This is a genomic window from Nocardioides currus (genome assembly GCF_003057875.1).
GTDB classification, from domain to species: Bacteria; Actinomycetota; Actinomycetes; order Propionibacteriales; family Nocardioidaceae; genus Nocardioides; species Nocardioides currus.
Window position 1 is genome coordinate 376,658 of the sequence record NZ_PYXZ01000002.1, and the last position, 24,462, is coordinate 401,119.

The 24,462-nt window shown below is 71.9% G+C and carries 27 protein-coding genes; 16 read left to right on the forward strand and 11 right to left on the reverse strand.

Features of this window, described 5'->3' with window-relative positions; genetic code table 11:
* Nucleotides 1–9 precede the first annotated feature (9 nt).
* The 3 genes from C7S10_RS06885 to C7S10_RS06895 form a co-directional block, all read right to left on the reverse strand.
* Nucleotides 10–2,157 (reverse strand): MMPL family transporter, encoded by a 2,148-nt coding sequence (locus C7S10_RS06885; RefSeq protein ID WP_108343669.1) that lies wholly within the window; start codon nt 2,155–2,157, stop codon nt 10–12.
* 101 nt (nt 2,158–2,258) lie between these two features.
* Nucleotides 2,259–3,305: a hypothetical protein gene (locus C7S10_RS06890; RefSeq protein ID WP_108343670.1), complete on the reverse strand. Its 1,047-nt coding sequence runs from the start codon at nt 3,303–3,305 to the stop codon at nt 2,259–2,261.
* Nucleotides 3,306–3,342: 37 nt separating this feature from the next.
* Nucleotides 3,343–4,650, reverse strand: coding sequence for a glycoside hydrolase domain-containing protein (locus C7S10_RS06895; protein ID WP_108343671.1), 1,308 nt, complete (start codon nt 4,648–4,650; stop codon nt 3,343–3,345).
* 152 nt (nt 4,651–4,802) lie between these two features.
* On the opposite strand from C7S10_RS06895, the gene C7S10_RS06900 reads away from it, so the two are divergent.
* On the forward strand, nt 4,803–5,150 hold the full coding sequence (locus C7S10_RS06900) for a YciI family protein (RefSeq protein WP_243395246.1): 348 nt from the start codon (nt 4,803–4,805) through the stop codon (nt 5,148–5,150).
* A gap of 23 nt (nt 5,151–5,173) precedes the next feature.
* A complete protein-coding gene (locus C7S10_RS06905; protein WP_108343673.1) occupies nt 5,174–6,454 on the forward strand; it encodes an RNA polymerase sigma factor in 1,281 nt (426 codons plus the stop codon).
* A 1-nt stretch (nt 6,455) separates the two neighbouring features.
* On the opposite strand, the gene C7S10_RS06910 is transcribed toward C7S10_RS06905, so the two are convergent.
* From C7S10_RS06910 to C7S10_RS22130, 3 genes are all read right to left on the reverse strand, one after another.
* Nucleotides 6,456–7,322 carry a glycerophosphodiester phosphodiesterase family protein gene (locus tag C7S10_RS06910; protein ID WP_165807073.1) on the reverse strand — a complete coding sequence of 289 codons (867 nt, stop codon included), beginning with the start codon at nt 7,320–7,322 and terminating at the stop codon, nt 6,456–6,458.
* Entirely contained in the window at nt 7,319–9,163 is a 1,845-nt protein-coding gene (locus C7S10_RS06915) for an AMP-dependent synthetase/ligase (protein WP_108344018.1), read from the reverse strand. Before C7S10_RS06915 ends, C7S10_RS06910 begins: the two co-directional genes overlap by 4 nt.
* Before the next feature lie 99 nt (nt 9,164–9,262).
* Complete coding sequence (locus C7S10_RS22130) at nt 9,263–9,415, reverse strand: hypothetical protein (RefSeq protein ID WP_165807074.1); 153 nt, start codon at nt 9,413–9,415, stop codon at nt 9,263–9,265.
* A gap of 63 nt (nt 9,416–9,478) precedes the next feature.
* Between C7S10_RS22130 and C7S10_RS06920 the strand changes: the two genes are divergently transcribed.
* Complete coding sequence (locus tag C7S10_RS06920) at nt 9,479–10,336, forward strand: helix-turn-helix transcriptional regulator (protein ID WP_243395247.1); 858 nt, start codon at nt 9,479–9,481, stop codon at nt 10,334–10,336.
* Here C7S10_RS06920 and C7S10_RS06925 read toward each other — a convergent pair whose 3' ends face one another.
* A complete protein-coding gene (locus tag C7S10_RS06925) occupies nt 10,337–11,230 on the reverse strand; it encodes an aldo/keto reductase (protein WP_108343675.1) in 894 nt (297 codons plus the stop codon).
* Nucleotides 11,231–11,330: 100 nt separating this feature from the next.
* Between C7S10_RS06925 and C7S10_RS06930 the strand changes: the two genes are divergently transcribed.
* The 10 genes from C7S10_RS06930 to C7S10_RS22740 all read left to right on the forward strand — a co-directional run bounded on the left by C7S10_RS06930 (nt 11,331) and on the right by C7S10_RS22740 (nt 18,632).
* Complete coding sequence (locus C7S10_RS06930) at nt 11,331–11,648, forward strand: hypothetical protein (protein ID WP_108344020.1); 318 nt, start codon at nt 11,331–11,333, stop codon at nt 11,646–11,648.
* Nucleotides 11,645–11,986, forward strand: coding sequence for a DUF2200 domain-containing protein (locus C7S10_RS06935; protein ID WP_108343676.1), 342 nt, complete (start codon nt 11,645–11,647; stop codon nt 11,984–11,986). Before C7S10_RS06930 ends, C7S10_RS06935 begins: the two co-directional genes overlap by 4 nt.
* Nucleotides 11,987–12,064: 78 nt before the next feature.
* Nucleotides 12,065–13,117, forward strand: coding sequence for a M4 family metallopeptidase (locus tag C7S10_RS06940; protein WP_108343677.1), 1,053 nt, complete (start codon nt 12,065–12,067; stop codon nt 13,115–13,117).
* Between the two features lie 22 nt (nt 13,118–13,139).
* On the forward strand, nt 13,140–13,379 hold the full coding sequence (locus tag C7S10_RS06945; protein ID WP_108343678.1) for a DUF3099 domain-containing protein: 240 nt from the start codon (nt 13,140–13,142) through the stop codon (nt 13,377–13,379).
* Between the two features lie 52 nt (nt 13,380–13,431).
* Nucleotides 13,432–13,893, forward strand: a complete 462-nt coding sequence (locus tag C7S10_RS06950; protein WP_108344021.1) for a hypothetical protein — start codon at nt 13,432–13,434, stop codon at nt 13,891–13,893.
* A gap of 26 nt (nt 13,894–13,919) precedes the next feature.
* Entirely contained in the window at nt 13,920–14,876 is a 957-nt protein-coding gene (locus C7S10_RS06955) for a proline iminopeptidase-family hydrolase (RefSeq protein ID WP_108343679.1), read from the forward strand.
* Between the two features lie 41 nt (nt 14,877–14,917).
* Complete coding sequence (locus C7S10_RS06960) at nt 14,918–16,153, forward strand: NAD(P)/FAD-dependent oxidoreductase (protein WP_108343680.1); 1,236 nt, start codon at nt 14,918–14,920, stop codon at nt 16,151–16,153.
* Nucleotides 16,150–16,563, forward strand: coding sequence for a hypothetical protein (locus C7S10_RS06965; protein WP_108343681.1), 414 nt, complete (start codon nt 16,150–16,152; stop codon nt 16,561–16,563). Before C7S10_RS06960 ends, C7S10_RS06965 begins: the two co-directional genes overlap by 4 nt.
* 7 nt (nt 16,564–16,570) lie before the next feature.
* Nucleotides 16,571–17,548 (forward strand): NAD(P)/FAD-dependent oxidoreductase, encoded by a 978-nt coding sequence (locus C7S10_RS06970; protein WP_243395248.1) that lies wholly within the window; start codon nt 16,571–16,573, stop codon nt 17,546–17,548.
* Nucleotides 17,549–17,804: 256 nt separating this feature from the next.
* Nucleotides 17,805–18,632, forward strand: coding sequence for a resuscitation-promoting factor (locus C7S10_RS22740; RefSeq protein WP_114327786.1), 828 nt, complete (start codon nt 17,805–17,807; stop codon nt 18,630–18,632).
* 180 nt (nt 18,633–18,812) lie between these two features.
* Here C7S10_RS22740 and C7S10_RS06980 read toward each other — a convergent pair whose 3' ends face one another.
* Nucleotides 18,813–19,694, reverse strand: a complete 882-nt coding sequence (locus C7S10_RS06980; RefSeq protein WP_108343683.1) for a GNAT family N-acetyltransferase — start codon at nt 19,692–19,694, stop codon at nt 18,813–18,815.
* Between the two features lie 216 nt (nt 19,695–19,910).
* Between C7S10_RS06980 and C7S10_RS06985 the strand changes: the two genes are divergently transcribed.
* On the forward strand, nt 19,911–20,669 hold the full coding sequence (locus C7S10_RS06985; protein WP_108343684.1) for an SDR family NAD(P)-dependent oxidoreductase: 759 nt from the start codon (nt 19,911–19,913) through the stop codon (nt 20,667–20,669).
* A 26-nt stretch (nt 20,670–20,695) separates the two neighbouring features.
* Here C7S10_RS06985 and C7S10_RS06990 read toward each other — a convergent pair whose 3' ends face one another.
* Nucleotides 20,696–20,977 carry a DUF4287 domain-containing protein gene (locus C7S10_RS06990; protein ID WP_108343685.1) on the reverse strand — a complete coding sequence of 94 codons (282 nt, stop codon included), beginning with the start codon at nt 20,975–20,977 and terminating at the stop codon, nt 20,696–20,698.
* A gap of 525 nt (nt 20,978–21,502) precedes the next feature.
* Complete coding sequence (locus tag C7S10_RS07000; protein ID WP_108343687.1) at nt 21,503–21,769, reverse strand: hypothetical protein; 267 nt, start codon at nt 21,767–21,769, stop codon at nt 21,503–21,505.
* Between the two features lie 185 nt (nt 21,770–21,954).
* Here C7S10_RS07000 and C7S10_RS07005 point away from each other — a divergent pair, with 185 nt between their 5' ends.
* Entirely contained in the window at nt 21,955–23,316 is a 1,362-nt protein-coding gene (locus C7S10_RS07005) for a DUF222 domain-containing protein (RefSeq protein ID WP_108343688.1), read from the forward strand.
* Nucleotides 23,317–23,327: 11 nt separating this feature from the next.
* Here the strand turns inward: C7S10_RS07005 and C7S10_RS07010 are convergent, their stop codons facing one another.
* On the reverse strand, nt 23,328–23,543 hold the full coding sequence (locus C7S10_RS07010) for an amphi-Trp domain-containing protein (RefSeq protein ID WP_108343689.1): 216 nt from the start codon (nt 23,541–23,543) through the stop codon (nt 23,328–23,330).
* Between the two features lie 39 nt (nt 23,544–23,582).
* On the opposite strand from C7S10_RS07010, the gene C7S10_RS07015 reads away from it, so the two are divergent.
* Nucleotides 23,583–24,461: an alpha/beta fold hydrolase gene (locus tag C7S10_RS07015; protein ID WP_108343690.1), complete on the forward strand. Its 879-nt coding sequence runs from the start codon at nt 23,583–23,585 to the stop codon at nt 24,459–24,461.
* The last annotated feature ends 1 nt before the right edge of the window (nt 24,462 follow it).

Consider the following 24,462-nt stretch of genomic DNA (forward strand, 5'->3'; position numbering starts at 1 on the left):
CGACCCGGCTCAGTGCACGGTCTCGATCGGCTCCTGGATCTCGGCGGTCGTCAGGTGGTGGTCGTCGCTGTCGAGCTTGCTCGGCCACCAGATCTTCCCGCCGAGGTCCATGTTGATCGCCGTCACCAGCACCGACCGCACGATCATCGTGTCGAGGATGACCCCGAGCGCGACCGCGACGCCGAGCTGGGCGAGGAAGACGACCGGGATCGTCCCGAGCACCAGGAAAGTCGCGGCGAGCACGAGACCGGCGCTGGTGATCACCCCACCGGTGGAGGTCAGCGCCACCAGCGATCCCTTGCGGGTGCCGAGGTGCATGGTCTCCTCGCGGACCCGGGTCATCAGGAAGATGTTGTAGTCGATCCCGAGCGCCACCAGGAAGACGAAGGCGAAGAGCGGGAACCCGGGGTCGGAGCCGGCGAAGCCGAAGACGTACTCGAACAGCAGCGAGCTGATGCCCAGCGCCGCGCCGAAGGAGAGCACCACGGTCGCCATCAGGATCAGCGGCGCCAGCACCGAGCGCAGCAGCGCCATCAGGATCAGGAACACCATCACCAGGATGATCGGGATGATCAGCCGGTTGTCGGCGTTCGCCGCCTCCTTGGTGTCGAGGTAGAAGGCGGAGCCGCCGCCCACGAGGGCGTCGGCGCCGTCCACCGCGTGCACCGCGTCCCGGACGCCCTCCACCGCGGAGAAGGCCGCGGGCGACGACGGGTCGGAGTCGATGGCCGCCTCGATGAACGCGACGTCGCCCTTCACCACGGGAGGCTTCGGGTCCTCCACGCCCTCGACGTCCGTCATCGCGGTCGCGACCGCCTCGCCGGCGTCGGCGTTGGCGACGACCGCCACGGTGTTGGACTGGTCGACCAGGCCGTGGTCGACGAGCACCTTCTGGCCGGTGATGGACTCGAACTCCTTGGTGTAGGAGTCCTCGGTGGCCAGCCCGTTGGTGTCGAGCGTGAACAGGCCCAGGCAGCAGACCGCGAGGATCACGCTGGTCGCGACCCACACGCGACGGGGGTTGGGGACGATCCGTCGTCCGACCTTGGCCCAGAACCCGGTCTGCGTGGGCTCGGCGGAGCCGAAGGCGGGCCGGCGCGGCCAGAAGATCCAGCGGCCGGTGATGACCAGCAGGGCGGGCAGCAGGGTGATCTGCACCAGCAGGGTCACCGCGATGCCGATGGCGGCCACCGGGCCGAGGCCCGCCGTGGAGTTCATCTCGGCGAAGAGCAGGCACAGCATGCCGATGATCACGGTCGCCGCGCTGGCGATCAGCGCCGGAGCGGCACGGTGCAGCGCGAAGGCCATCGCCTCGTGCCGGTCCCCGTGGCGACGGAGCTCTTCTCGGTAGCGCGCCACGAGCAGCAGCGCGTAGTCGGTGCCGGCTCCGATCACCAGGATCGTCAGGATCGCCTGCGACTGGCCGTTGACCGTCAGGTCGGCGTACTTGGCGAGGAAGTAGATCAGGGCCTGGGCGGTGAACAGGGCGATGCCGGCACACAGGATCGGCAGGATCCACAGCACCGGGCTGCGGTAGGTGAAGAGCAGGATCAGGATCACGACCCCGAGGGTCGCGAACAGCAGCGTCGTGTCGATGCCGCCGAAGGCCTCGGCCGCGTCGGCCGCTTGCCCGCCCATGCCGGCGATGTAGACGTCGACGCCGTCGATGTCGGCGATGCCGCGCAGGTCGTCGGCCGCGTCCGGCAAGGCGTTCCACCCGTCCGCGCCGAAGTTGAAGGTGACCTGGGTCTGCGCGACGTCACCGTCCTCGGAGACGGCCGGGAACCCGATCTGCTGGGCCGTGGCGGGGCTGATGACCGGCGGCGGCCGGTCGGCCGTGGGCTGGTCGACGCCGTTGAGGGAGGCGAACTCGGTCGCCTGGTCCTCGATGGCGGCCAGGTCGTCCTGCGTCAGGCCGCCGTCGCGCTGGTAGACGACGAGGGTCGGGATCGCGTTGACGTCCTGGAAGGCTCCGAGCTTCTCCAGCGCCTGCGTGGACTCGGCGCTCTCGGGCAACCACGAGGAGGCCTCGTTGTTCTGGACGTCGATCAGCTTGGAGGCGAACATGGAGGAGCCGGCCGCGATGGCCAGCCAGGCGATGAGGACCACCCACTTGGTGGCACGGCCGGTGAGCGAGCCGGCGATCTGTCGGTGCATGGGGCTCAGTGTGGACGAGTCCACCGACATCGTGCATCCGGATAGTCCCCCGCCCCTGCTCAGGGACCTCTCAGGGATCTCTCAGGGTGCGAAGCGTCCGCTCAGCGGGTCTGGAGGTGGAACGGGGACTCCATGTCGCCATCGGTGTCGGCCACCGGCTCCACGGCGTACTCCATCGATCCGTCGGTGACGTCGAGGCGTACGACGGCGAAGGCCTCGTCGTGGTAGGTCACGACCAGGACGTGGGTGGCGTCCTCCCAGACCTGGTCGAAGTAGGTGGTGGTGACCTTGCGGCTGCTCCTCCAGGTGGTCATCACCCGCCCCGTGCGCAGGTCGAGGACGTCGAGCGTCGTCGGCCCGAACCCGTCGGCGAAGGCCGGTGTGCCGAGCACCCGGCGCTGGTCGGGAGAGATGTCGCTGAGCTGGTTGTCGCAGGTCCGCCAGCGGTTCTTCAGGTTCCGCCTCATCACGCTGCACGTCCCGGTGTCGGTGGCCTGCACGATGCCGCCGGCCCACCGGCCGCGCGCCGTGCCGACCGCCTTGAAGCCGGTGATGTCGACGATCCCGTGGGACGAGACGACCCAGCTCTCGAGGCGACGGGTGGAGTTGACCAGGATCGCGCACCCGTTGCTGGTCTCGTCCTCCTTGCAGTCGCCGCTGGAGACGTAGACCGGGGTGGCGAGTTCCTTGCTCGGGACCGACGGCATCCGGAGCACGCGGTCGCCGTCCTCGTCGATCGCCCGCACGCCGCCACGGCGCGTCGTGAAGGCCACCGCCTCCCCGTCGGGCGACGTCGCGAGGCCGAAGCCCGATCGCCAGCTCGACCGCCCGGGGCTGCCGTCCGCTCCGACCCATCGCGTGGTGGTCCGGCCGCCCTTGACCGTCTGGACGACGAAGCCCGAGCCCATCGGGGCGAGGGCGGCGACGTCGCCCTGGACGGTGGTGTCACCGGCGGGGCCGTGGACGGTGCTGGTGGTGCCGTCGGTCGTCTCGGACCACACCAGCTTCGGCGGTGCCCCGGTCGACAGGTCGGAGACGTCGAACGTCTTCGTCACCGGTGCCTGCGGCGCGGCGTGCGCCGGGTTGCCGAGGAGGGCGAGCGCGAGCGCGAGGGGCATCACGGCGAAGGAGGTGAGGAGACGCTTCATGGCAGTGGGACGCTCCGATCGCGGTGATTGGTTGCGCTCAGTCGTTGCGCAGGGCACCCCACACATCGTCGGTGACCACACCGGTCGCGGCAAGGCCCTGCTTGCGCTGGTAGGCCGCGACCGCCTTCGCGGTCTGCTTCGACACCACGCCGTCGATGCGGGTGGGCCGGCCGAGCGCCGCCGTCAGGGCGCGCTGCAGCCGCAGCACCGGCGCGCCGGTGTCCCCGACCTTGAGCAGCGGCTGGCTGCCGTGGGTGAGCAGGGCCGCCCAGGTGGCGCGATCCGTCCGTCCGGTCTCCCGCAGGTCCAGCCGGCGCTGCACCTTGCGGACCGCGGCGGTCGTGCGGGCGTCGTACCTCCCTGTGATCGGAGCGCGGGTCGCCTTGTTGACGCGGAGCAGGCACTGGGCGGCGCGGACCGCGTCGCCGCTGCGTCCGGTGCGCAGCGCGGGGTAGCGCTTGAGGTCGACGTCGACGTCCTTGCACAGCGGCCTGCTGCGCGGCGCGACGGAGCCGCGTCCCATGTCCACCCAGTTGGCGTCGACGGGCAGGGCATAGCCGCCGAAGGTCTGCGTGACGTCGAGGGCGTACTGGTGGACGCGGCTGTGGTCGTCCCACCGGTCGCCCTGCACCCGCTGGTCGGTGCGCACGTCCGAGCGGCCGTTGCCCCACGCGAACCAGATGTCGTCGGGCATCGCGTAGGAGCCCGGGGAGACCCGGTCGGCGTAGTCGAGCGAGGTGATGGCCGCCGCGATGTTGGAGTAGACGCCCGAGCGGTAGCCGGCGGAGTGGAGTGCCTTGGTCCAGCCGGACACGAAGGACAGGGCGGCCTGGCGGCAGTCGTCGGGCGCGAGGTCGTAGTCCTCGAGGTCGTAGAAGAGGGTGCTTCCCCGGCCGATCCCGAGCGCGCGGGCGGTGCTCGCGGCCGCGGAGGCCTCGGCGCGACCCTGCTGCTGAGCGGTGGCGAGGTCGGCGGACATCACGTCGGGGTAGCCCGAGCAGCTGGCCTGCGGTCCGACCCACAGCGGGAGCAGGTGCCAGCCCTGCCGCTGCTGCGTGCGGACCCAGTCGGCGTCGAGCTCGGGCTGCGGGCACAGCATGTTGCTGCCGCCGAGGTAGATCCCGACACCGGCGTACGGCGACTCGAGCCGCCACGCGTCCATCACCTCCTGCGCCGGGGCGGAGCAGGTGTCGAACGCGTAGCCCGTCAGCGAGCCCGGCTCTCCCCTACCCTTCCCGCCCGCGGCCTGCGCGGCCTGGGCCGAGGCCGGCGCGACGAGCGCGAGGCCGGTCGCCAGGAGGGCGAGCGTCGTGAGGGTACGGCGAAGGCGGCCCGAGATGTGCATGGCGCCGAGGGTAGAGGGTGGTTGGTGGCGTGGTGAAAAACTCCGGGAGTCGATGTCGAGGACCCGGCGGGCCGTTCGACGTACGTGCGAGAAGCAACCACCACCGAGCAACAGGAGTGATCGCAATGCCGCGTTTCATGGGATTCGTCCGGATGGAAGAGAACATCGGCACCCCGCCGAAGTCGCTGTTCGAGGCGATGGACGCCTACATCGGCGAGCGGGCCGCGAAGGGGATCTTCCTCGACGGCGGCGGGCTGTACGGCACGGAGGACGCCGTGAACTTCGTCGTCCGCGACGGTCAGTCCACCCGCGTCGACGGCCCTTACGCCGAGGGCAAGGAGGTCGTCGGCGGCTGGTCGATCATGGAGTACCCCAGCCTCGCGGAAGCCGTCGCCGACCAGGAGGAGTTCGCCGAGCTGCACGCGAAGCACTGGCCCGAGGTCACGGTGATCTCGACCCTGCGCCAGATCTCGACCGGCCCGGAGGAGCCCGAGGCCTGAGCCTGGCTCACTACGCTGGCCCCGTGCCGGCACACACCATCACGGACGACCCGGAGCGGGCCGTCGTCGCCGCGTGGCGGGCCGAGTCGGCCCGCCTCGTCGGCGCCCTCACCAGGATGACCCGCGACGTGGACCTGGCCGAGGACCTCGCGCAGGACGCGCTCGTGTCCGCGCTGGAGCAGTGGCCCACCCACGGCATCCCGGACAACCCGGGCGCCTGGCTGATGACGACGGCGAAACGCCGCGGCATCGACCACTTCCGGCGCGCCGACAACCTGCGGCGCAAGGTCGCCGAGCTCGAGCGCACGGGAGAGGAGGAGCAGGTGCCCGACCTCGACAGCCAGGTCGACCACATCGAGGACGACGTCCTGCGCCTCGTCTTCCTGTCCTGCCACCCCTCGCTGACGCCCGAGTCGAGGGCGGCGCTCACGCTGCGTCTCGTCGGCGGCCTCACCACCGCCGAGATCGCGCGCGGCTTCCTCGCCACCGAGGCCACGATGGCGCAGCGCATCTCGCGCGCGAAGAAGACCTTGTCGTCGTCGCAGGCGGAGTTCGAGCTGCCGACCGGCGCCGAGCGCACGCAGCGCCTCGACGACGTGATGGCCGTGATCTACCTGATCTTCAACGAGGGCTACTCCGCCACCGCCGGCGAGGACTGGATGCGGCCCGACCTCGCCGCCGAGGCAACCAGGCTGGCGCGGATGCTCGCGTCGCTGGCGCCCGACGAGCCCGAGGTCCTCGGCCTGCAGGCGCTGCTGGAGATCCAGGGCTCGCGGATCGCCGCCCGGCTCTCCGCCGACGGGCTGCCGGTCCTGCTGGAGGACCAGGACCGCACCCGCTGGGACCAGCTGATGATCCGGCGTGGGCTGGCGGCGCTCGACCGAGCCGAAGCGCTCGCCGCCCGCGGCACGCCGGTCGGGACCTACTTCCTGCAGGCCTCGATCGCCGCACAGCACGCGGTGGCCGCCCGTCCCGAGGACACCGACTGGCGGCGGATCGCCGGGTTGTACGACGTCCTGGCGCAGGCCGCACCCGGCCCGGTCGTCGAGGTCAACCGCGCCGTCGCGCACGGCCGCGCGTCCGGCCCGGACGCGGGGCTGGCCGTGCTGGCCGACGTGGACGAGGGCGCCCTGGGCGACTCCCCACTGGTGCCGAGCGTCCGCGGCGACCTGCTCGAACGTGCCGGCCAGCACGCCACCGCTCGCGACGCGTTCACGGAGGCCGCCGGCCGCACCCGGAACGAGGGCGAGCGCGCGGTGCTCCTGCGTCGCGCGGACGACAACGGGCGGCTCGCCGTCGACTGACTCAGCCCGCCGGGAACGGCTCGGGGAGAGGCTGGCCGAGCGACGCCAGCACGGTGCGGAGTCGGTCGGGGTAGTTGGTGATCAGCCCGTCCACGCCGAGCCGGACCAGGTGCGCCATCGTCGGCGGGTCGTCGACGACGTACGGGATGACGTCCAGCCCGACCTCGTGGGCGCGATCGATCAGCTCGCCGCTGGCGAAGGGGACGTACGCCGCGTCGTCGACGCCGGAGAGGAACGGGCTGCCGTGGATGGGCGAGATGGCGTCGAAGCCCTGCTCGGCGGCGGTGTCGACGAACTGGGTCGCGAAGGTGGTCGCGACGTCGAGCCCGTCGAACCAGTGCGACGGACCGTCGGGTGCGGGCTCGAGGTACTTCGGGGACACGAGGAGGTTGCGGCGCACCCCCGGCGCCTCGTCGCCGACCAGGCGCAGCACCCCCCAGTCGAAGCACTGGATGCTGGTGCGCAGGAGGAGCCCGTCGATGCGGATCGCGTCGAGGGCGATCGCCACGAAGTGGGCCCGCGAGGTCAGCTCGGCGGCGGCCATCGCGTCGTACTTGATCTCGAGGTTGACCCGCACCGGGTCGGCACCGCGCTCCTCCAGCAGCGCCGCGACGTCGCGCAGCAGCGGCATCGTCGGCGGCAGGTCGGCGCGACCGAGCTGCCGGATCAGCCGCGCGTCGGCGAGCGCGGGGTCGTGGCTGACCACCACGTCGTCGTCGCGGGTGAGGTGGACGTCGAGCTCGAGCGTGGACACGCCGAGGGCCAGCGCCTCCCCGAACGCCTGCAGCGTGTTCTCGGGGTTGAGCCCGGCGCCGCCCCGGTGGGCCTCGACGTCGAAGACGTGCGTGGGCACAGGGTCGAGGCTCACGCGTAGAGAGAGCTCACCACGTCGGCGTACTTCTCGTTCACGACCCGGCGCTTGAGCTTGAGGGTCGGGGTGAGCTCGTCGGACTCGGCCGTCCACTCGTGCGGCAGCAGCTCCCACGCCTTGACCTGCTCGGGGCGCGAGAGCCGCTCGTTGGCCGCGTCGACGGCCGCCTGGACGGCCCCGCGGATCTTCGGGTGCTGCGAGAGCTCGGCGAGGTCGGTGGTCTCGATCCCGAGCTGCTGCGCCACCAGCGGGGCGATCTCGCCGTCGAGGGTGAGGATGGCGACGACGTAGGCCTGGTTGTCGCCGATCGCCATCGCGTGCCCGACGAGCGGCGACTCCTTGAGGTAGTTCTCGATGTTGGACGGCGCGATGTTCTTGCCGGCGCTGGTGATGATCAGCTCCTTCTTGCGGTCGACGATCGCGAAGAATCCGTCCTCGTCGAGGGTGCCGATGTCGCCGGTGTGGACCCAGCCGTCGGCGTCGATGAGGTTGCGGGTCGCCTGCTCCTGGCGGTGGTAGCCCGGCGTGATGACCGGACCGCGGACGAGCACCTCGTCGTCCTCGCCGAGCGCGACCTCCATCCCGGGCGTCGCGCGACCGACGGTGCCGAGCCGGAAGTCGGCCGGCCCGTTGGCGGTGACGGCGCCGCAGGTCTCGGTCATGCCGTAGACGTCGTAGACCTTGAGCCCGAGCCCGGCCATGAACTTGGCGACCTCGATCGGCATCGGGGCCGCCGCCGAGCCGGCCCAGGTCACCTGGTCGAGGCCCAGGAGCAGCTTCAGGAACCCGAGGATCGCCTCGTCGGCCTGCTGGTACGCCGCCTCGATCTCGGGCGTCATCGTGCCCCCGACCTCCTGCGCCTGCACCCACGCCAGGCCGGCGGCCATCGAGTCCTGGACGAGCTTGACGTTGTCGGGGTTGGGGTCGGCCGCGAGCTTGGCGGAGATGCCGGTCTTGATCTTCTCCCACACGCGCGGCACCCCGAAGAACGCCGTCGGGTGCACCTCGCCGAGGGTCGCGAGCAGCTCGGCCGGGTCCCCGATGCAGTAGGAGTGGCTGCCGACGACCTGCGGGCCGTAGAGGCTCAGCACTCGCTCGGCGATGTGCGCGAGGGGGAGGTACGACACCTGGCGCTGGCCCGGCGCGAGGCCGGCGGCCTCCAGCGTGCTCAACGCCTCGTAGACCACGTTGTGGTGCGTGAGCACCACGCCCTTGGGGTTGCCGGTGGTGCCGGAGGTGTAGAGGATCGTCGCCGGGGCGTCCTGGTCGAGCGCGGCGTGGCGCTCCTCGATCACGTCGGGGTGCTCGGCGCGGTGGGCGCGACCGCTCTCGACGAACGTGCTCCAGTCGACGTACACCTCACCCTCGGGCCGGACGGCCGGGTCGAGGACGACGACCTTCGCGACGCCGTCCAGCGCCTGCGCCCAACGGTCGAGGTGGTCCTGGGTCTCGACGACGACCACCTTCGGCCGCGCCTCGCCGGCGATGAAGGCGACCTGTGCGGGGGACAGGGTGTTGTAGATCGACATCGGCGTCGCCGCGGCGTGCACGCCACCCATGTCGGCGACCATGTGCTCGATGCGGTTGGTGGCCATGATCGCCACGGTGTCGCCGGGCTCCACGCCGCTCGCGATCAGCGCGCCCGCGACGTCGAGGGCGAGCTCCCGGGTCTGCGCCCAGGTGAGGGTGCGCCAGGTCTCGCCGTCGGGCACGTCGTGCCGGTCGCTGTACGCCGCGTCGTCGGCGAACTTCGCCGCCGTGTCGGCGAGGGCGTCGATGAGCGTGCGACCCCCGACCAGCTCCTCGATGCGTGCACGGTCGGTCTGGACGTCGGTCATCTGCTGCTCCCTGTCGGTGGCCCGAGCGGTGTGATCGGCGTCACGCATCCTCGTGCACGCGCGGCCCGCTGGCTAGGGCCGACTCGCCCCTCGACAGGCTCACGCCACTAGCGCGACGCCGCCCGGCATCGGCGCGGGTGCGCAGTCGCAGGTGTCGCCGCAGGCCAGGTAGGTGTGCGCGCCGTGCCCGCAGCGCGGGCACGGGATGTCGTGCGACAGGTGGTGGGTGGTGCTCTGGACGGTGTCCCACATGACGTGCCTCATTTCTTCGTGTCCTCTGTGAGGACCACGAAGGGCACCTCCCGGATACGACACGTGGTGAGATGGAGAGGTGACGACAACGAGCTCGGCACGCAGCTGCGCGGGTGGCGCGACCGCATCTCGCCCGCCAGCGCCGGCCTGCCGAGCCACCCTCGGCGCCGCGCGCCGGGCCTGCGGCGCGAGGAGGTCGCCCAGCTCGCGGGGCTCTCGGGCGACTACCTGGTGCGGCTCGAGCAGGGCCGGTCCCGCCATCCGTCGGTGCAGGTCGTGCAGGCGCTGGCCCGCGCGCTCCGGCTCGACGACGAGGACCGTGACCGTCTCTACCGCCTGGCCGGCCACCTGCCGCCGACGAGTGGGCGGATGGACCGCCACGTCACGCCCAGCATCCTGCGCCTCGTCGACCGGCTCGGCGACACCCCGGTCTCGGTGATCGACGCGGCCTGGGAGACGGTGATGCAGAACCGTGCCAGCGAGGCCGTGTTCGGCGACCTGTCGGGCGAGACGGGGCGCGGCCGCAACCGAGCCTGGCGCACCTTCATGGACGTGCCGGGCATGGGACGGATGGAGCCGCAGACCCGGACGATGGTCGAGCGCGACGTGGTCGCCGACCTGCACGCCGCCATGCTCCGGCTGCCCGACGACCCCGACATCGCGTCGATCGTGGCCGACCTGCGCCGGGACAGCCCGCGGTTCGCCGAGCTGTGGGAGACGACGCCGGCGCGGGTCCGGGGCGCCCAGCGCAAGACGCTGGAGCACCCCGAGGTGGGCTGGATGACGCTCGACTGCGACGTGCTCACCGTGCACGGCAGCGACCTGCAGATCGTGGTGTTCACCGCCGAGCCCGGCACGCCCGACGCCGACGCGCTCGCGATGGCGGTCGTCGTCGGGCTGCAGGAGCTCACCCCCGGCTGATCAGTGCCCGACCGGCCGCGGCTCGACCTTGTCGAGGGCGACGAGGTCGTCGTCGTCGAGGTGGATGTCGGCGACGGCCAGGTTCTCCTCGAGGTGCGCGACCGAGCTCGTGCCGGGGATGAGGAGCAGCCGGTCGTACTGCGCGAGCAGCCACCCGAGGGCGACCTGGCTGGGCGAGACGCCGTGCTTCGTCGCCACGGCGGCGACCTGCGGATCGGCGGCCAGCGCGGCCGGCCCGCCGGTGAAGGCCGAGCCGAGCGGGAAGTACGGCACGTAGGAGACTTGGTGCTCGCGGCAGAGGTCCAGCACCTCGGCGTCGCTGCGGTCGAGGATGCTGAACGGGTTCTGCACCTCGCCGATGCCGACCGTCTCGATCGCGGTGCGCACGGTCGCGGCGTGGACGCTGGAGACGCCGATCATGTCGATCTTGCCCTCGTCGCGCAGGTCGGCCAGCGCGCCGAGCTGGTCCTCGAGGGCGGGCTCGACCCGGTCGGGGTCGTCGCGCTCGAACCGTCGCAGGTTGACGAGGTCTATCCGCTCGACGGACAGCGAGCGCAGGTTCTGCTCCACCTGGTGCTTGAGGTCCGCGGGCTCGGCGCCCGGCAGCCAGGCGCCGGTGTCGTCGCGGGTCGCCCCGACCTTGGTGACGAGCCGCAGGCCCTCGGGGTAGGGGTGCAGCGTCTCGCGGATCAGGTCGTTGACGACGTCGGGTCCGTAGAACTGGGCGGTGTCGATGTGGTCCACGCCGAGCTCGACGGCGCGTCGCAGCACGGCGCGGGCGGCGTCGGGGTCGGCCGGCGGGCCGAACACCCCGGGGCCGGCGAGCTGCATGGCGCCGAAGCCGATGCGGCGTACGGGCAGGTGGCCGAGGAAGGACGTGCTCTGGTCTGTCATGCCTCCACCGTGCGTCGGCGCACGGGCCGGAGCCAGAGGACCACTTGTCATGGGACTGCCGGTCCCACCCTCGCGCTCGTCCACCCGTAGGCTCGCGACCATGGTGGCGAGCAGGTCGGCGCGCGAGCGCAAGGCGTCGGTGGAGGCCGGGCCGCTCGCGACGGCACGGATCGACGTCGACGCCGACCAGCAGTTCGTCTACAAGGTCGCGTGCACGCAGTGCCGCAACACGGCCTCGGGCGGCACCCGCCCGCGCGCCTGGTCGACCTACCGTCCGGGCGACGACAACGGCTACATGGCCGCGATGGACCGCTGGACCTTCCACCTGGTCGAGAAGCACCCGGAGGCCGAGGCGCCCTGCCTGGCCTACCTCGAGGCAGCTCGGCAGCGGCTGCACGAACGGAGGACACGCCAGTGAGCCGCATCTTCACCGTCAGTGTCGCCTCCGTGTACCCCCACTACGTCGCGAAGGCGGAGAAGAAGGGGCGCACCCGGGCCGAGGTCGACGAGGTCATCGAGTGGCTCACCGGCTTCGACCAGCAGACCCTGGAGAAGCACCTGGCCGACGGGACGACCTTCGAGGACTTCTTCGCCGCGGCCGACCTCAACCCGAACGCGTCGCTGATCACGGGCTCCATCTGCGGTTACAAGGTGCAGGAGATCGAGGACCCGCTGATGCAGCAGATCCGCTACCTCGACAAGCTCGTCGACGAGCTGGCCAAGGGCAAGGCGATGGAGAAGGTCCTGCGCGGCTGAGGGCGTATCCCGCGCCGGTGCTCGCGGGTCCTCATCTTCATGAGGCGCCCGCCGGGCGCTCGTCCGGGGGAGGGACCCATGCACGCATCCACACGCACCACCTGCCACTTCGTGCCGCCGTACGTCGAGGCGGCACTCGCCGACAACGTCGCCGTCACCACGGTCGACGACCCGCAGCTCGACCTCTCGGAGGAGCTGCGCGAGCGCCGTACCAAGGCCATCGAGCGCGACACGCCCGCGGCGGCGCCGTCGCTCGCACCGCCCGCGACCGGCACCAGCCGCCGCGAGGTCTACGACAGCGGCAACACCACCAACCAGCGGGTCAGCCTCGTCCGGTCGGAAGGCTCGCCGGAGACCAAGGACGCCGAGGTCATCAACGCCTACGACAGCGCCGGCACCGTGCGGTCGTTCTTCCGGACCGTGCTCAACCGCGACTCCATCGACAACCGCTCGCTCGACCTCGTGCTCAACGTGCACTACGGCACCGCCTACAACAACGCCTTCTGGGACGGCGACGAGATGACCTTCGGGGACGGCGACGGCATCATCTTCTCGGGCTTCGCGCGCTCGCTCGACGTGGTCGCGCACGAGCTCGCGCACGGCGTCACCCAGTTCGCGTCGGGGCTGGTCTACCAGGGCGAGTCGGGTGCGCTCAACGAGCACTTCAGCGACGTCTTCGGCACCGCGATCACGCAGTGGGCCGCGGACGAGACGCCCGACGACGCCGACTGGCTGATCGGCGACGAGATCATGGCGCCCGACCTGTACGGCGAGGCGCTGAGGTCGATGCGCAACCCGGGCACGGCCTACGACAACCCGATCCTCGGCAAGGACCCGCAGCCGGCGCACTACGCCGACCGCTACACCGGCTCGGCCGACAACGGAGGCGTCCACATCAACTCCGGCATCCCCAACCGCGTCTTCTACCTCGTGGCCACCGAGCTCGGCGACACGGCCGAGGCGGCACGCATCTGGTACCACGCGCTGCACTTCCTGCAGCCGACCAGCACGTTCGCCCAGGCCGCAGCGCAGATCGCGGACTCGGCGCGGATCCTGGTCAAGGCGGGCGTCGTGCACAAGGGCGCCGCCCAGGTCGTCCGGGGTGCGTGGCACGAGGTCGGGGTGGGCTGACCCCGCGGCGTACGTTGGACGCATGCCCCGCGACCGCCGCGTCGAGTCCGCCACGCAGGTGCCGTGGCCGAGCAGCGAGCAGCTGCGGCGGCGACAGCGCCGCTACCTGTTGCTGATGGGCATCTGCCTGACCCTGATCGTGCTGGCGTGGACCTGGGTGCGCCTGTGGTCGACGCCGCTGGCGGTGGGGATGTCTGCGGTGGCCGCGGTGCTCCCGCCGATCGCGGCCTTCGTCGGCAACAACGGGGTGAGGGGCGGCTGACCCGTTCGACGGGGTGTGGTGCGCCGTCCCGGCCGCTGTGATGCTCGGGAGCATGACCGACCAACCAGCTCCCGAGCACGTCCGTCCCGACGGTGTCTCCGACGCGACCGTCGAGGCCCTCGGCAAGTTCTCCGCCGCCCTCGACCACGTCGAGCACGCACGCGGCCACCTCTACGCCTTCCACCGCCTGTGTGGCAGCGCCGAGACGACGATGGAGGAGGCGACCGAGCTGGTCCGCGAGGCCGGCCACGACGACATCGCCGACGAGATGGAGCGGGTGATCCTGGGACGCAACCCGCTGCCGGGGATGTGGTCCTTCCAGATGGTCGAGGCCTACGACGACGGCTTCTACGCCGAGACGAAGGCGGTGCACCAGCGTGCCCTCGACGAGCTCGTCGAGGGCAAGCGGCACGTCTACGAGGCCGAGACCAAGGAACGGCTGCGCACGCGCGGTCGGGAGGGCCACGAGGCCACTCCCGACGACGCGTACGGCGATCCGGACCGGCCGGCCTGAACGGCGCGCGGGGATAGGTTGCGACGATGGAGCACCCACCGGCCTCGTACTTCGACACCTCGACCTGGGATCCGCGCGACGTGCGGTCCGGTGGTTCCCGGATGGTGCCGATCACCACACCGGCCGGCGAGTTCCGGGTGTGGACGAAGCGCGTCGGGACCAACGCGGACCTCAAGGTCCTGCTGCTGCACGGCGGACCGGGTGCCACCGACGAGCTGTACGAGTGCTTCGACACCTGGTTCCCCGGCGCGGGCATCGAGTTCTACTACTACGACCAGCTCGGGTCGTTCCGCAGCGACCAGCCGGACGACCCGTCGCTGTGGGACCTCGCTCGGTTCGTCGACGAGGTGGAGCAGGTCCGCGTCGCGCTAGGCCTCGACAGCAGCAACTTCGTGCTGCTCGGTCAGTCGTGGGGCGGGCTGCTGGCGATGGAGTACGCCGTGCACCACCAGGCGCACCTCAAGGGCCTGGTCATCTCCAACATGATGTCGAGCTCGCGGCTCTACAACGCCTACGCGCACGACGTCCTGATGCCCGCCATGGACCAGGACGTGCTGGCCGAGATCCAGCGGCTCGAGGCGGACGGGGCCACCGACGACCCGCGCTACGAGCAGCTGCTGATGGAGCACCACTACGCCCTGCACGTGTGCCGGCTCCCGGTCGGGGAGTGGCCCGACCCGGTCAACCGCTCGCTGGCCCACATCAACCCGGCGATCTACGTGCCGATGCAGGGGCCGAGCGAGCTCGGGATGAGCGGCACCCTCGAGGACTGGGACCGGTCCGGCGACCTGGTCGACATCGACGTACCGACCCTGGTCATCGGGGCCACCCACGACACCATGGACCCCGCGCACATGCGGTGGATGGCCGAGCAGCTGCCGCAGGGGCGCTACCTTCACTGCCCGGACGGCAGCCACCTCGCCCAGTTCGACGACCCGGAGCACTACTTCCCCGGACTGATCGACTTCCTGCGCTCGCTGTGACGCGCGGGGCGACCTCGCGCCCGGCGCACTAGGGTCGCGGCGTGGACGCGGACGTGCTGGTCGTCGGGGCAGGACTCGCCGGGCTGCGGTGCGCCCAGACGCTGCAGGACGCCGGTCTCGCGGTGCTCGTGCTGGAGGCCGCCGACGCCGTGGGCGGCCGCATCCGCACCGACCGGGTCGACGGGTTCCTCGTCGACCGGGGCTTCCAGCTCCTCAACCCGGCCTATCCCGCCGTCCGTCGCTGGATCGACGTCGACGCGCTCGGCCTCCAGGGCTTCGGGGCCGGGGTCGCCGCCGTCACGGACGAGGGCAGGGTCGCGCTCGGCCACCCGCTGCGCGCTCCGCGACTGGCGCCGTCGACGGTGCGTACGGCGCTGGGCCGGCCCGCCGAGGTGGCCGCCGTGCTCCGCTGGGCCGCGCCGCTCGCCCGGCCGCGGCGTCACACGTCGCTCTCGCGAGTGCTGAGCGAGCGCGACGACGTCACCCGAGGAGAGGCGCTGGACCGGGCCGGCGTCGACGGTGTGCTGCGCCGGGTGGTCGATCGCTTCTTCGCGGGCGTGCTGCTCGAGGACGACGGTTCCACGGCCGACCGGTTCGCCCTCCTGCTGACGTGGATGTTCGCGCGCGGCGTGCCGTCGCTGCCGGCGGCCGGGATGCAGGCCCTGCCCGAGCAGGTCGCAGCAACGCTGGGCGATCGGGTCCTGCTGGGCCGCCGCGTCGAGCGCGTCGGGGCGACCTCGGTGACCGCGACCGACCGCACCTGGTCCGCACGGCGGGTGGTCGTGGCCACCGGTGGCCCGGAGGCCCGGCACCTGGCCGGCGTCGAGGCGCCGGCGACCAAGGGCGTCGTCACCGCCTGGTGGTCGGCTCCCGAGGCTCCGGCGACCGATCTCCTGCACGTCGACGCGCGTCGCGAGGTGCACGGGCCCCTCGTCAACACCGCCGTCGTGTCCCGCGCTGCCCCGACCTACGCGCCCCCCGGGCGCCACCTGGTGCAGGGCTCCGCGCTGCTCGGGCCGGGCCGCGGGGTCGACGAGCCCGCGATGCGCCGCCACGCCGGCGACCTGCTGGGTGTCGACCCGGGCGGGTGGGAGGTCGTGGCGGTGCACGAGGTGCCGGATGCGCTGCCGGCCCAGCCAGCGCCGTACTCCGCGCGACGTCCCGTGCTCGTCGGTGATCTCGTCGTCTGTGGCGACCACCGCGACACCGGCTCGATCCAGGGCGCCCTGGTCAGCGGGCAGCGGGCCGCCGTGGCCGTGCTCGACACCCTGCGATGAGCGCGGTCGTCGGGTTCGCCCTCGCGTCGGCCCTGCACGCCGGTTTCCAGCTCACCGTCACGGTGCTGGTCTACCCGGCGCTGGCGAACCGGAGCGCGGCCCAGTGGGGCGTGGCCCATGACCGTCACTCGCAGTCCATCACGCCCCTGGTGGGCGTCGTCTACCTGGCGCTCGTCGTGACGGGCGGACTCCTCGTCGTCGCCGGCCCCGACCTCGCCGGGTGGCTCGCCCTGGGCGGCACGGCCGGCGCGCTCGTCCTCACGGCGACGGTGGCAGCGCCGATCCACGGGCGTCTGGGCGAGCGCGACGACCGGCTCGTCTCCCGGCTGCTGGTGGCCGATCGCGCGCGGTGCGCGTGCGCCGTCGGTGGTGCAGCGCTGGCGGTCGTCGCCGTGGCCGTCGGGGGATGATGGCGACGTGACCGAGAAGGGTGCCGACCCGCGGGGTCGCGTGGTGGTGGTGGGAGCCGGGATCGCCGGTGTGGCGTGTGCCCGCGAGCTGGCGGCGGCGGGTGTCCCCGTCCGCGTGGTGGACCGGGGCCACCGACCCGGCGGTCGCATGGCCTCGCGCCGGCTCTCCGAGCGACCGGTGGACCTGGGGGCGTCCTACCTGACGGTCTCCGGCCCGGACTTCGCAGCCGTGGTGGCGGAGTGGCAGGCGCGCGGGCTGGCCGAGCCGTGGACCGACACGTTCTGTGCGCTCGGCACGGGCGAGCCCGCCACGAAGAGCGGCCCGATGCGGTGGGGAGCCCCGCGCGGGCTGCGCTCGCTGGTCGAGGACCTCGCCTCCGGGCTGGACGTCGAGCGCCTCGACGTGGCCGAGGTGGCCGAGCTGGCGGACCCGTCGTGCGCGGCCGTGGTGCTCGCGATGCCGGACCCGCAGGCGCGGCGCCTGCTCGCGCCCGGCCACCCGCTCGCCTCTCGGCTCGACCGCGAGTTCGAGCCGGTGCTCGCGCTGGCCGCGAGCTGGAGCGGGCGCGCGTGGGACGACGTCGCTCCGAGCGGGCGCTTCGACGGGGCCTTCGTCGACGACGACCCGGTCCTCGCGTGGGTCGCCGACGACGGCCGGCGGCGCGGGGACGACGCGCCCGTCCTCGTCGCGCACTCCACGCCCGGGTTCGCCCGTCGCCACCTCGAGGACCCCGGCGCGGCGGGACCGGAGCTGGTCCACTCGCTGCGCACCCTGATGGACCTCCCCGAGCCGTCGCGGACCCACGTCCACCGCTGGACCTTCGCCCGGCCCGTCGGCGAGCGCGTCGAGCCCTACGCCCTCGTCGAGGGCCCGGACGGACTCGTGGGGGCCTGCGGGGACGGGTGGGGACCGGCGCCGAAGGTCGAGACCGCCTGGAGCTCGGGGCGAGCCCTCGGGGTCGAGCTCGCGCGGCGCCTGGGTTGACGCGGCCGCCCGGCGAGGCGTGAACCTCGTCACGCACCACTCGCCGTACGAGCGCCGAGATCGCCCGGATCGGGGCGTCGCGGATTCGACGTGGCGCCGCGAACATGTTGTGGTGGTGGGGTCGCCGGCTGCGTCCTCCCCCTGTGAGGCGCCTCCCCATCGTGAGGTGTTGCGCGCCGCGGCCTCGACGCCCGCTCCGACGGTGTCGCGTCCGAGCGCCCCCGATGGCGCACCAACACCCCCGTGAGGTCTTCACGTGCGTTCCACCATCCACCCCCGTCGTACCCGATCCCGAGGTCTCGCCGCCGCGGCCGTCTCCGCCGCCGTGGCGCTGAGCCTGGCCCCCGGCATCGCCTCCGCCCCCGTGCAGGCCTCCGCCGACTCCTCCGGCGCCGAGCGCCAGGTCGCGGTACGCCTCAAGGTCGCCGACCAGCCCGCCGTCGAGGTGCCCGTCACCGCCCGCGCCTGGCCGACCGAGCTGATCGAGGCCCACGGCATCCCCGTCGACGGCAACGACCTGGTGAAGGTCGTCCGCGACGGCCGCGAGGTCCGCGGCACCGCCAAGCGCATCCGGCAGGGCGACACCGTGAAGCTCGTGCAGGTCGAGAAGGTCCGCAAGGCCAAGACCACGACCGTCCGCGCCGGCGTCGTCGAGGTCCCCACCACGAAGCTCGCCCCGGGCCGCCGCAAGGTCGTGCGCGAGGGCCAGCCCGGCGTCCGCCGCGTGGTCGCGGTGAAGACCCTCCACAACGGCGACCCGGTCACGTACCGCGTCGTGAAGCGCAAGACCGTCGAGAAGCCGACTCCGCGCCGCGTCCTCGTCGGCCGCGAGCCCTACTCGGTGCCCGGCGCCGACGGCCTCAACTGGGCCGCCCTGGCGGGCTGTGAGTCCGGCGGCAACCCGAAGGCGGTCAACGCCGCGGGCTACTACGGTCTTTACCAGTTCGACATCGGCACCTGGCACAGCGTCGGCGGCTCGGGCGTGCCCACGCAGGCGTCCGCCGCCGAGCAGACCTACCGCGCCAAGCTGCTCTACCAGCAGCGCGGCCGGTCCCCGTGGCCGACGTGCGGTCGGCTCCTCTGATCGGGGAATGATCGCGACGCACGTCGCGCTCTCTTCCTCAGCTGGTCCGAGATCATGCCCCCGGGCCTCACCCTTCGCCGCTACGAGCGGCCATTCGCCGAGAGGCGGCTGACGGGCCAGCGAGCAGCATCACGCAGCCACCCGCCGGGTAAGCCCCGGTCAGGGTGGCTGCGTGCTGTGTCAGCCAGTGACCACGGCCGCACTGCTGTCGGCAGGCCTGCGCAGGTCGTGCACCTGGGTCTTCTCCTCGAAGCCCGCTGCGCGGTAGGTCGCGATCGCTCCCAGATTGGTGCTCGGGGTGCTCACGAACGCGTGGGAGGCTCCCATCTCCTGCAGGGCTGTGGAGGCGGCCAGACAGATCGCCCGGCCGTGACCTCGCCCTTGGTGGTTGCGGTGCACACCCATCGGCTCGAGCTCGCCGGGGTGCGACCCGGCGGCCCACACGGTGACCATGGCGACGGCACAGTCGTCGACGTCGTACCCGACCAGTGAACGTGCCTGCCGGTATCCCGGGCCCTCGGTCATGGCCTGCCACCGCTGCTGGGTGAAGGTAGTGCGGTCGAAGGCCGAGTGATGCACCGCCAGCCGGTCGGGCAGGTGGTGCGCGTCCACCTCCACCACACGGAGGTGGTGCTCGGGGACCGGGTCCGTCAGGTCGCGGACCAGCGGCGTCCACGCCTCGTCGTCCTGCCATCCGCGCGCCAGCAGCAGGTCGCGCAACGGACCCTCGAAGCGTGCCTCGACCGCTACCTCCCCGACCGGCAGCACGCGTGAGTCCGCGGCGTCCAGGTCGTCGGCGAGGCGGCGCACGAAGTCCTCGTCGTGACGTGCTCGCGGCGCGACAGCGAGACGCAGCAGGTCGGGCTCGTCGAGGAGGCCGACCGCGGCGAGCCGGTCGTCCTCGACCCACACTCGCAGCGAACCTGCCAACCACTCCGCCCCGAACTGGTGGTTCCACCCCAGGTCCCCGACGTGGAGCGACGCCCGGTCGGGGTCGTAGGGCCAGGAGGCGAGCTCCTCGATGATGAATCTCAAGGACTCGACGCCCGGTGTGGTCACCATGTGTCCATCTCATGGTGCGACCGACGATCCTGCAACCCGATTCGGCGAGCTGCGCCGGATCCGGCGAGGTGAGGTGAGGTCGATCTCCACCCCGTGGGCGGGCTCGGTCCGCGGATGGATGAGCGCGGGACTGCATGACCGCTTGCGAGCTCAGGTGGACGGGCGAGTCCGTTGCTGCGTGCTGTGCGGTGACATGGCGACACGCATAGTGGACCCATGACCACGTACGACGAGCAACGCACGGGCCCTGCCGTCGGACGGCTCGACGGGCAGGTGGCGCTGGTGACGGGCGGCAGCCGCGGGATCGGGCTCGCGGCCGCTCGTGGGCTCGGCGAGCTGGGGGCGACCGTGGTGCTGGTCGGCCGGAGCGACGCGTCGGCCGAGGCAGCGGCCGAGGCGCTGGTGGCGGACGGCATCGATGCGGTGGGAGTGGGCTGCGACGTCGGCAGCGCCGAGGACGTGGCCGTCCTGCCCGCGCGTCTGGGTCCGCTGGCCGCCGTGGACGTCCTGGTCTGCGCGGCCGCGGTGATGAGCGAGCGCACCGCCAAGACACTGCGCACCAGCGAGGAGGAGTGGCGTCGTGTCATGGCGGTCGACCTCGACGGGGTCTGGCGGACGATGACCGCATTCGTCCCCGGCATGGTCGAGCGGCGCCACGGACGGGTGATCGCGGTGAGTGCCTGCCTCGGGCGGATGAGCGGTCCGGGCAACGCCGGCGGACTGGCGCCGTACCGCGTGGCGAAGGCCGGAGTCAACGCGCTGGTGCGCAACCTCGCCCACGAGCAGGGCCTGGGTCGACGGGGTGTGCTCGTGGACGCCACCTGCCCCGGCCACTGCCGGACCGACATGGGTGGGCCGGACGCGCCCCGGTCGGCCGAGCAGGGAGCCGACACCGCCGTGTGGCTGGCGGGCCGGGACGCCGACGGCGCGCAGACCGGCGTGCTGTGGGAGGACCGCCGGGTCGTCCCCTGGTAGGTGCTGCGCCCGGCCGGCGACGCCCGTCAGCGGCGGGCGATGCCGTCCAGACGCAATTCGGTGGAGGCATCGGAGTGGGCGGTGCCGCTGTTGAGGTGCTTGTCGCTGATCGTGGCCCCGTTCTTGAGCACGCCGAACAGTGCCATCGCATGACCCCGACCGACGTCGTGGTCGTCCGTGAGCCAGGCGACGAAGTCGGCCGCCTTGCTCTGCGGGGTGAACCCGCGCGCAGCAGCCTCCCGCAGCAGCTCCTCGGGCGTCTTGCCGGTCTTCTTCTCGATCGCGTCGAGATAGGCCTGATAGCTCATCGTGGTCCCTTCGGTCGTGTGCCACCGACGCTAGTCACGCCGACGCGGCACCGCTTCTCCGAAACCGCTGTGCCTGTCACGACGTCTCGGCTCGCCGGTCGCGGCGGTACGAAGCTCGACGCGGCAGATCCGGACACGTCCTCGTCAATCTTTGAGTAGCGTGATGGCCGTGGACGACACTGCACTTCCTCACCCCGAGACGTCGGACAAGTACGGCGACTGGAGGGCCTCGTTCAGCGGCAGCTCGACCACGGGTCTCGTCTGTCGCATGTGCCACGCTCTGGTGGCCCACACAGGAAGCCACCCGCAGCAGCACCTCGCCTGGCACGAGCGGCTTGAGGCGCGGCCGGAGGAGGCGTCTCGCTGATACGGCAGCTATCCACACTCCCTGAGATGCCGGCTCCACTGCTTACTCACGAGGCGCTCTCATGGTGGCGGCGGAGCACTGACAGAGACGCTTTGGACGCGAGCAACTCCGGGCGAGCGGCGCTCAACGCGGCATGAGCGGACGTTTCGGGGCGGTTGTCAGGTGGCCGGTTCGAACGCACCCGGTGGCCGCTGGAAACCGCACGTGACGGCCTCGCCCGCTCCGGTCGTGACGACTACTTCGTATGGGTCGCCGTCGTTGATCCAGACGGACGTACCGCCCTCATACCAGGAAACCATTGGTCTCTCGTCGGGAGCCGAGAAGGTCAGCGTCTGGTCGGGCGCAATCCAGAAGTCCTCACCGAGCGGCTCAGTGAGCACGCAAAGCATCGCCTTCCCGTTGTTCACGATGGAGACGCTCGCCATCCCTCGACCCTAGTGCGACGTCCGCTCATCGGCATGTGTGGATGGCGCGGCAACGCCGATGTGCGGCCCGTGATGGCACGAGCAGGCCAGCCCTCGAATGACCTCGGTGCAGATCTCATCAGCGTTGTCCACAGCCCACTCGCGGACGGCCGTTCGTTGTCGGTGGTCCCTGCTTGAGTGGTCCCATGTACCTGACCGCGACCCTCGACGAGATGACCGAGGCACAGCTCCTCGATCACGCCGACGAGGTGTCGCGCACGCAGCGGAAGTGCGAGGCGCAGGTGCTGCGGATCGCCGCTCAGACAGCCGTGCTCAACAGCCCTGAGACCATCGACCCCGACGTCGCCAGGTTGCCGGGCCGCGAGCGCGTCGTGCGGTTCGGCGGCGTGGGCACCCCGGACGTGGCTGAGTTCGCGGCCGCCGCCCTGGGCGCCCGGCTCGAGATCTCGTCCGGATCGGCCCGCTCGCTGATGGCCGACGCGCTCGACCTGATGATCCGGCTGCCCCAGCTCTGGCGGCGCGTCGAGGCCCTGGAGGTCAAGGCGTCCTACGCGCGCTTCGTCGCCCGGCGCACCCGCAACCTGACGCCGGATCAGGCGTCGTACGTCGACGAGCGCGTCGCTGAGCCGGCGGACGGGCGCATCCCGTGGTCCCGCTTCGAGGACCTCGTGGCCGGCCTCGTCGTGGCCAGCGATCCGGAGGCTGCGGCCGAGGCGGAGCAGGCCAGTGCGCAGCAGCAGGTGGCGAGGCCCACCCGCTCGACGGAGGACGGGATGCGCGGGTTCTTCATCCGTGCGCCGGTCCCCGTCGTCGCCCTGCTCGACGGGCGGGTGCAGTGGATCGCCGACGTCCTCCGGTCCCTCGGTGACACCGACGGGGTGGAAGAACGGCGGGTCAAAGCGGTCGCCGTGCTGGCCGACCCCCACCGAGCCGTCGCCCTCATCGAGGAGTTCGCGCAGTGGCGCGACGGGTCGGGCGAACGTCCCGATGTGGACTGGTCGTCGGTGATGCCGGCGATCACGCTCCACGTGCACACCTACGCCGGGCCCGAGCCCACCGACACTGTTCGCGTCGAGGGCCATGGACCGGTGACCGGGGAATGGGTCCGCCGCCACCTCGGTCCGCACGCACGGTTCACCATCAGGCCGGTCCTCGACATCGCCGGTCAGGCACCGGTCGACGCCTACGAGATCCCCGAGCGACATCGGCAGGCCGTGCACCTGATGACGCCGGCCGACACCTTCCCCTGGGGAGTGAGCACCACCCGCCATCACCAGATCGACCACACGGTGCCCTACCGGCGCGATGGAACCACGGGTCAGTCGAGGGTGGGCAACTACGGTCCGATGTCGGCCTTCCACCATCGGCTCAAGACCCACGGTAAGTGGCAGGTGCATCAGCCCGTCCCGGGGATCTACTTCTGGCGCGACCCGTACGGAGCGACGTACGTCGTCGACCACAGCGGCACCCGGCGCCTGCCGGCGCCTGAACCGCCGAGCCCGGCCGAGCGGGCCGTCGCTCGCGCGCTGTTCGGCCTCGCCGCCTGAGGATCAGGCGGTCACCAGGTGAGCTCGATCTCCACCTCGTTGGAGTCGCCGAGCTCCACCTCGACCTTGAGGTTCACCTCGTCGGGCACGGCGACGGTGATCCGACCACCGTCGCGCGCGAACTCCACGGAGTTGTGCTTCGCGAGCGAGTCGGCCAGGGCGCGCAGACGTGCGGCAGCCTCCTCGCGGGTCATCGTGCGGGTCTCGTCCATCTCGAAGAGGTCCATGGCCAGAACCTAGCCAGCCGGTGGGAATAGCCTGACCGGGTGACCGACCCCAGCCGCCACACCCTCGACGTCCCCGGTGCCACCCTCAGCTACCTCGTCCACGGCGACCTCGGTGCGACGACGCCGGAGTCGCCGCCGCTGGTGCTCGGTGGGTCGCCGATGGACGCGACCGGCTTCGCCAGCCTCGCCGCCCGGATCCGCCATCGCGTGCTGGTGCTGGTCGACCCCCGCAACGTCGGGCAGAGCACGCGTGAGGACGACACAGCCGCCGTGACGCCGGAGCAGCACGCCGAGGACCTGCACGCGGTCGTCGCCGAGCTCGGCGGACCGGTCGACATGTTCACGTCCTCGGGCGCCTCGGTGAACGCGCTGTTCCTCGTCGCCGCCCACCCCGACGACGTACGCCTCCTCGTGGCGCACGAGCCGCCGATGGCCGCGTTGCTCCCCGACGGGGACGCGATCGGCCGCGCGTGCGACGACCTGGTCGAGGCCTACGACCGCGAGGGGATCGGACCCGCGATGGCGAGGTTCATCGCCCTCGTCATGCACCGCGGCGAGTGGACGGGCGACGAGCCCGCACCCGACCCGGCGATGTTCGGGCTCCCCACGACCGACGACGGCTCACGCAACGACGGACTGATGGCCAACATGCGCGGTGAGGGCTGCACCCGCGTCCCCGACCTCGAGGCGGTGCGCAACGCGTCCACCCGCGTCGTGATGGGCGTCGGCCAGGAGTCGGGCGGAGCCGAGGACGGCGAGATCGCGGGTCGAGCGGCCCGCGCCGTCGCGGCCCGGCTCGGCGTCGAGCCGGTGGTGTTCCCCGGTGGGCACAACGGGTTCCTCGGCGGGGAGTACGGCCAGATGGGCCAGCCCGACGAGTTCGCCGCGAAGCTGCGCGAGGTCCTGGCGGAGGCCTGAG

What these genes read in the sequence shown, in the direction of transcription:
- C7S10_RS06885 (WP_108343669.1), bottom strand. Translation starts at nt 2,157, where the DNA reads ATGCACCGACAGATCGCCGGCTCGCTCACCGGCCGTGCCACCAAGTGG.
- C7S10_RS06890 (WP_108343670.1), bottom strand. Translation starts at nt 3,305, where the DNA reads ATGAAGCGTCTCCTCACCTCCTTCGCCGTGATGCCCCTCGCGCTCGCG.
- C7S10_RS06895 (WP_108343671.1), bottom strand. Translation starts at nt 4,650, where the DNA reads ATGCACATCTCGGGCCGCCTTCGCCGTACCCTCACGACGCTCGCCCTC.
- C7S10_RS06900 (WP_243395246.1), top strand. Translation starts at nt 4,803, where the DNA reads ATGGAAGAGAACATCGGCACCCCGCCGAAGTCGCTGTTCGAGGCGATG.
- C7S10_RS06915 (WP_108344018.1), bottom strand. Translation starts at nt 9,163, where the DNA reads ATGACCGACGTCCAGACCGACCGTGCACGCATCGAGGAGCTGGTCGGG.
- C7S10_RS22130 (WP_165807074.1), bottom strand. Translation starts at nt 9,415, where the DNA reads ATGTGGGACACCGTCCAGAGCACCACCCACCACCTGTCGCACGACATC.
- C7S10_RS06925 (WP_108343675.1), bottom strand. Translation starts at nt 11,230, where the DNA reads ATGACAGACCAGAGCACGTCCTTCCTCGGCCACCTGCCCGTACGCCGC.
- C7S10_RS06930 (WP_108344020.1), top strand. Translation starts at nt 11,331, where the DNA reads ATGGTGGCGAGCAGGTCGGCGCGCGAGCGCAAGGCGTCGGTGGAGGCC.
- C7S10_RS06940 (WP_108343677.1), top strand. Translation starts at nt 12,065, where the DNA reads ATGCACGCATCCACACGCACCACCTGCCACTTCGTGCCGCCGTACGTC.
- C7S10_RS06945 (WP_108343678.1), top strand. Translation starts at nt 13,140, where the DNA reads ATGCCCCGCGACCGCCGCGTCGAGTCCGCCACGCAGGTGCCGTGGCCG.
- C7S10_RS06950 (WP_108344021.1), top strand. Translation starts at nt 13,432, where the DNA reads ATGACCGACCAACCAGCTCCCGAGCACGTCCGTCCCGACGGTGTCTCC.
- C7S10_RS06955 (WP_108343679.1), top strand. Translation starts at nt 13,920, where the DNA reads ATGGAGCACCCACCGGCCTCGTACTTCGACACCTCGACCTGGGATCCG.
- C7S10_RS06965 (WP_108343681.1), top strand. Translation starts at nt 16,150, where the DNA reads ATGAGCGCGGTCGTCGGGTTCGCCCTCGCGTCGGCCCTGCACGCCGGT.
- C7S10_RS06980 (WP_108343683.1), bottom strand. Translation starts at nt 19,694, where the DNA reads ATGGTGACCACACCGGGCGTCGAGTCCTTGAGATTCATCATCGAGGAG.
- C7S10_RS06985 (WP_108343684.1), top strand. Translation starts at nt 19,911, where the DNA reads ATGACCACGTACGACGAGCAACGCACGGGCCCTGCCGTCGGACGGCTC.
- C7S10_RS06990 (WP_108343685.1), bottom strand. Translation starts at nt 20,977, where the DNA reads ATGAGCTATCAGGCCTATCTCGACGCGATCGAGAAGAAGACCGGCAAG.
- C7S10_RS07000 (WP_108343687.1), bottom strand. Translation starts at nt 21,769, where the DNA reads ATGGCGAGCGTCTCCATCGTGAACAACGGGAAGGCGATGCTTTGCGTG.
- C7S10_RS07005 (WP_108343688.1), top strand. Translation starts at nt 21,955, where the DNA reads ATGTACCTGACCGCGACCCTCGACGAGATGACCGAGGCACAGCTCCTC.
- C7S10_RS07010 (WP_108343689.1), bottom strand. Translation starts at nt 23,543, where the DNA reads ATGGACCTCTTCGAGATGGACGAGACCCGCACGATGACCCGCGAGGAG.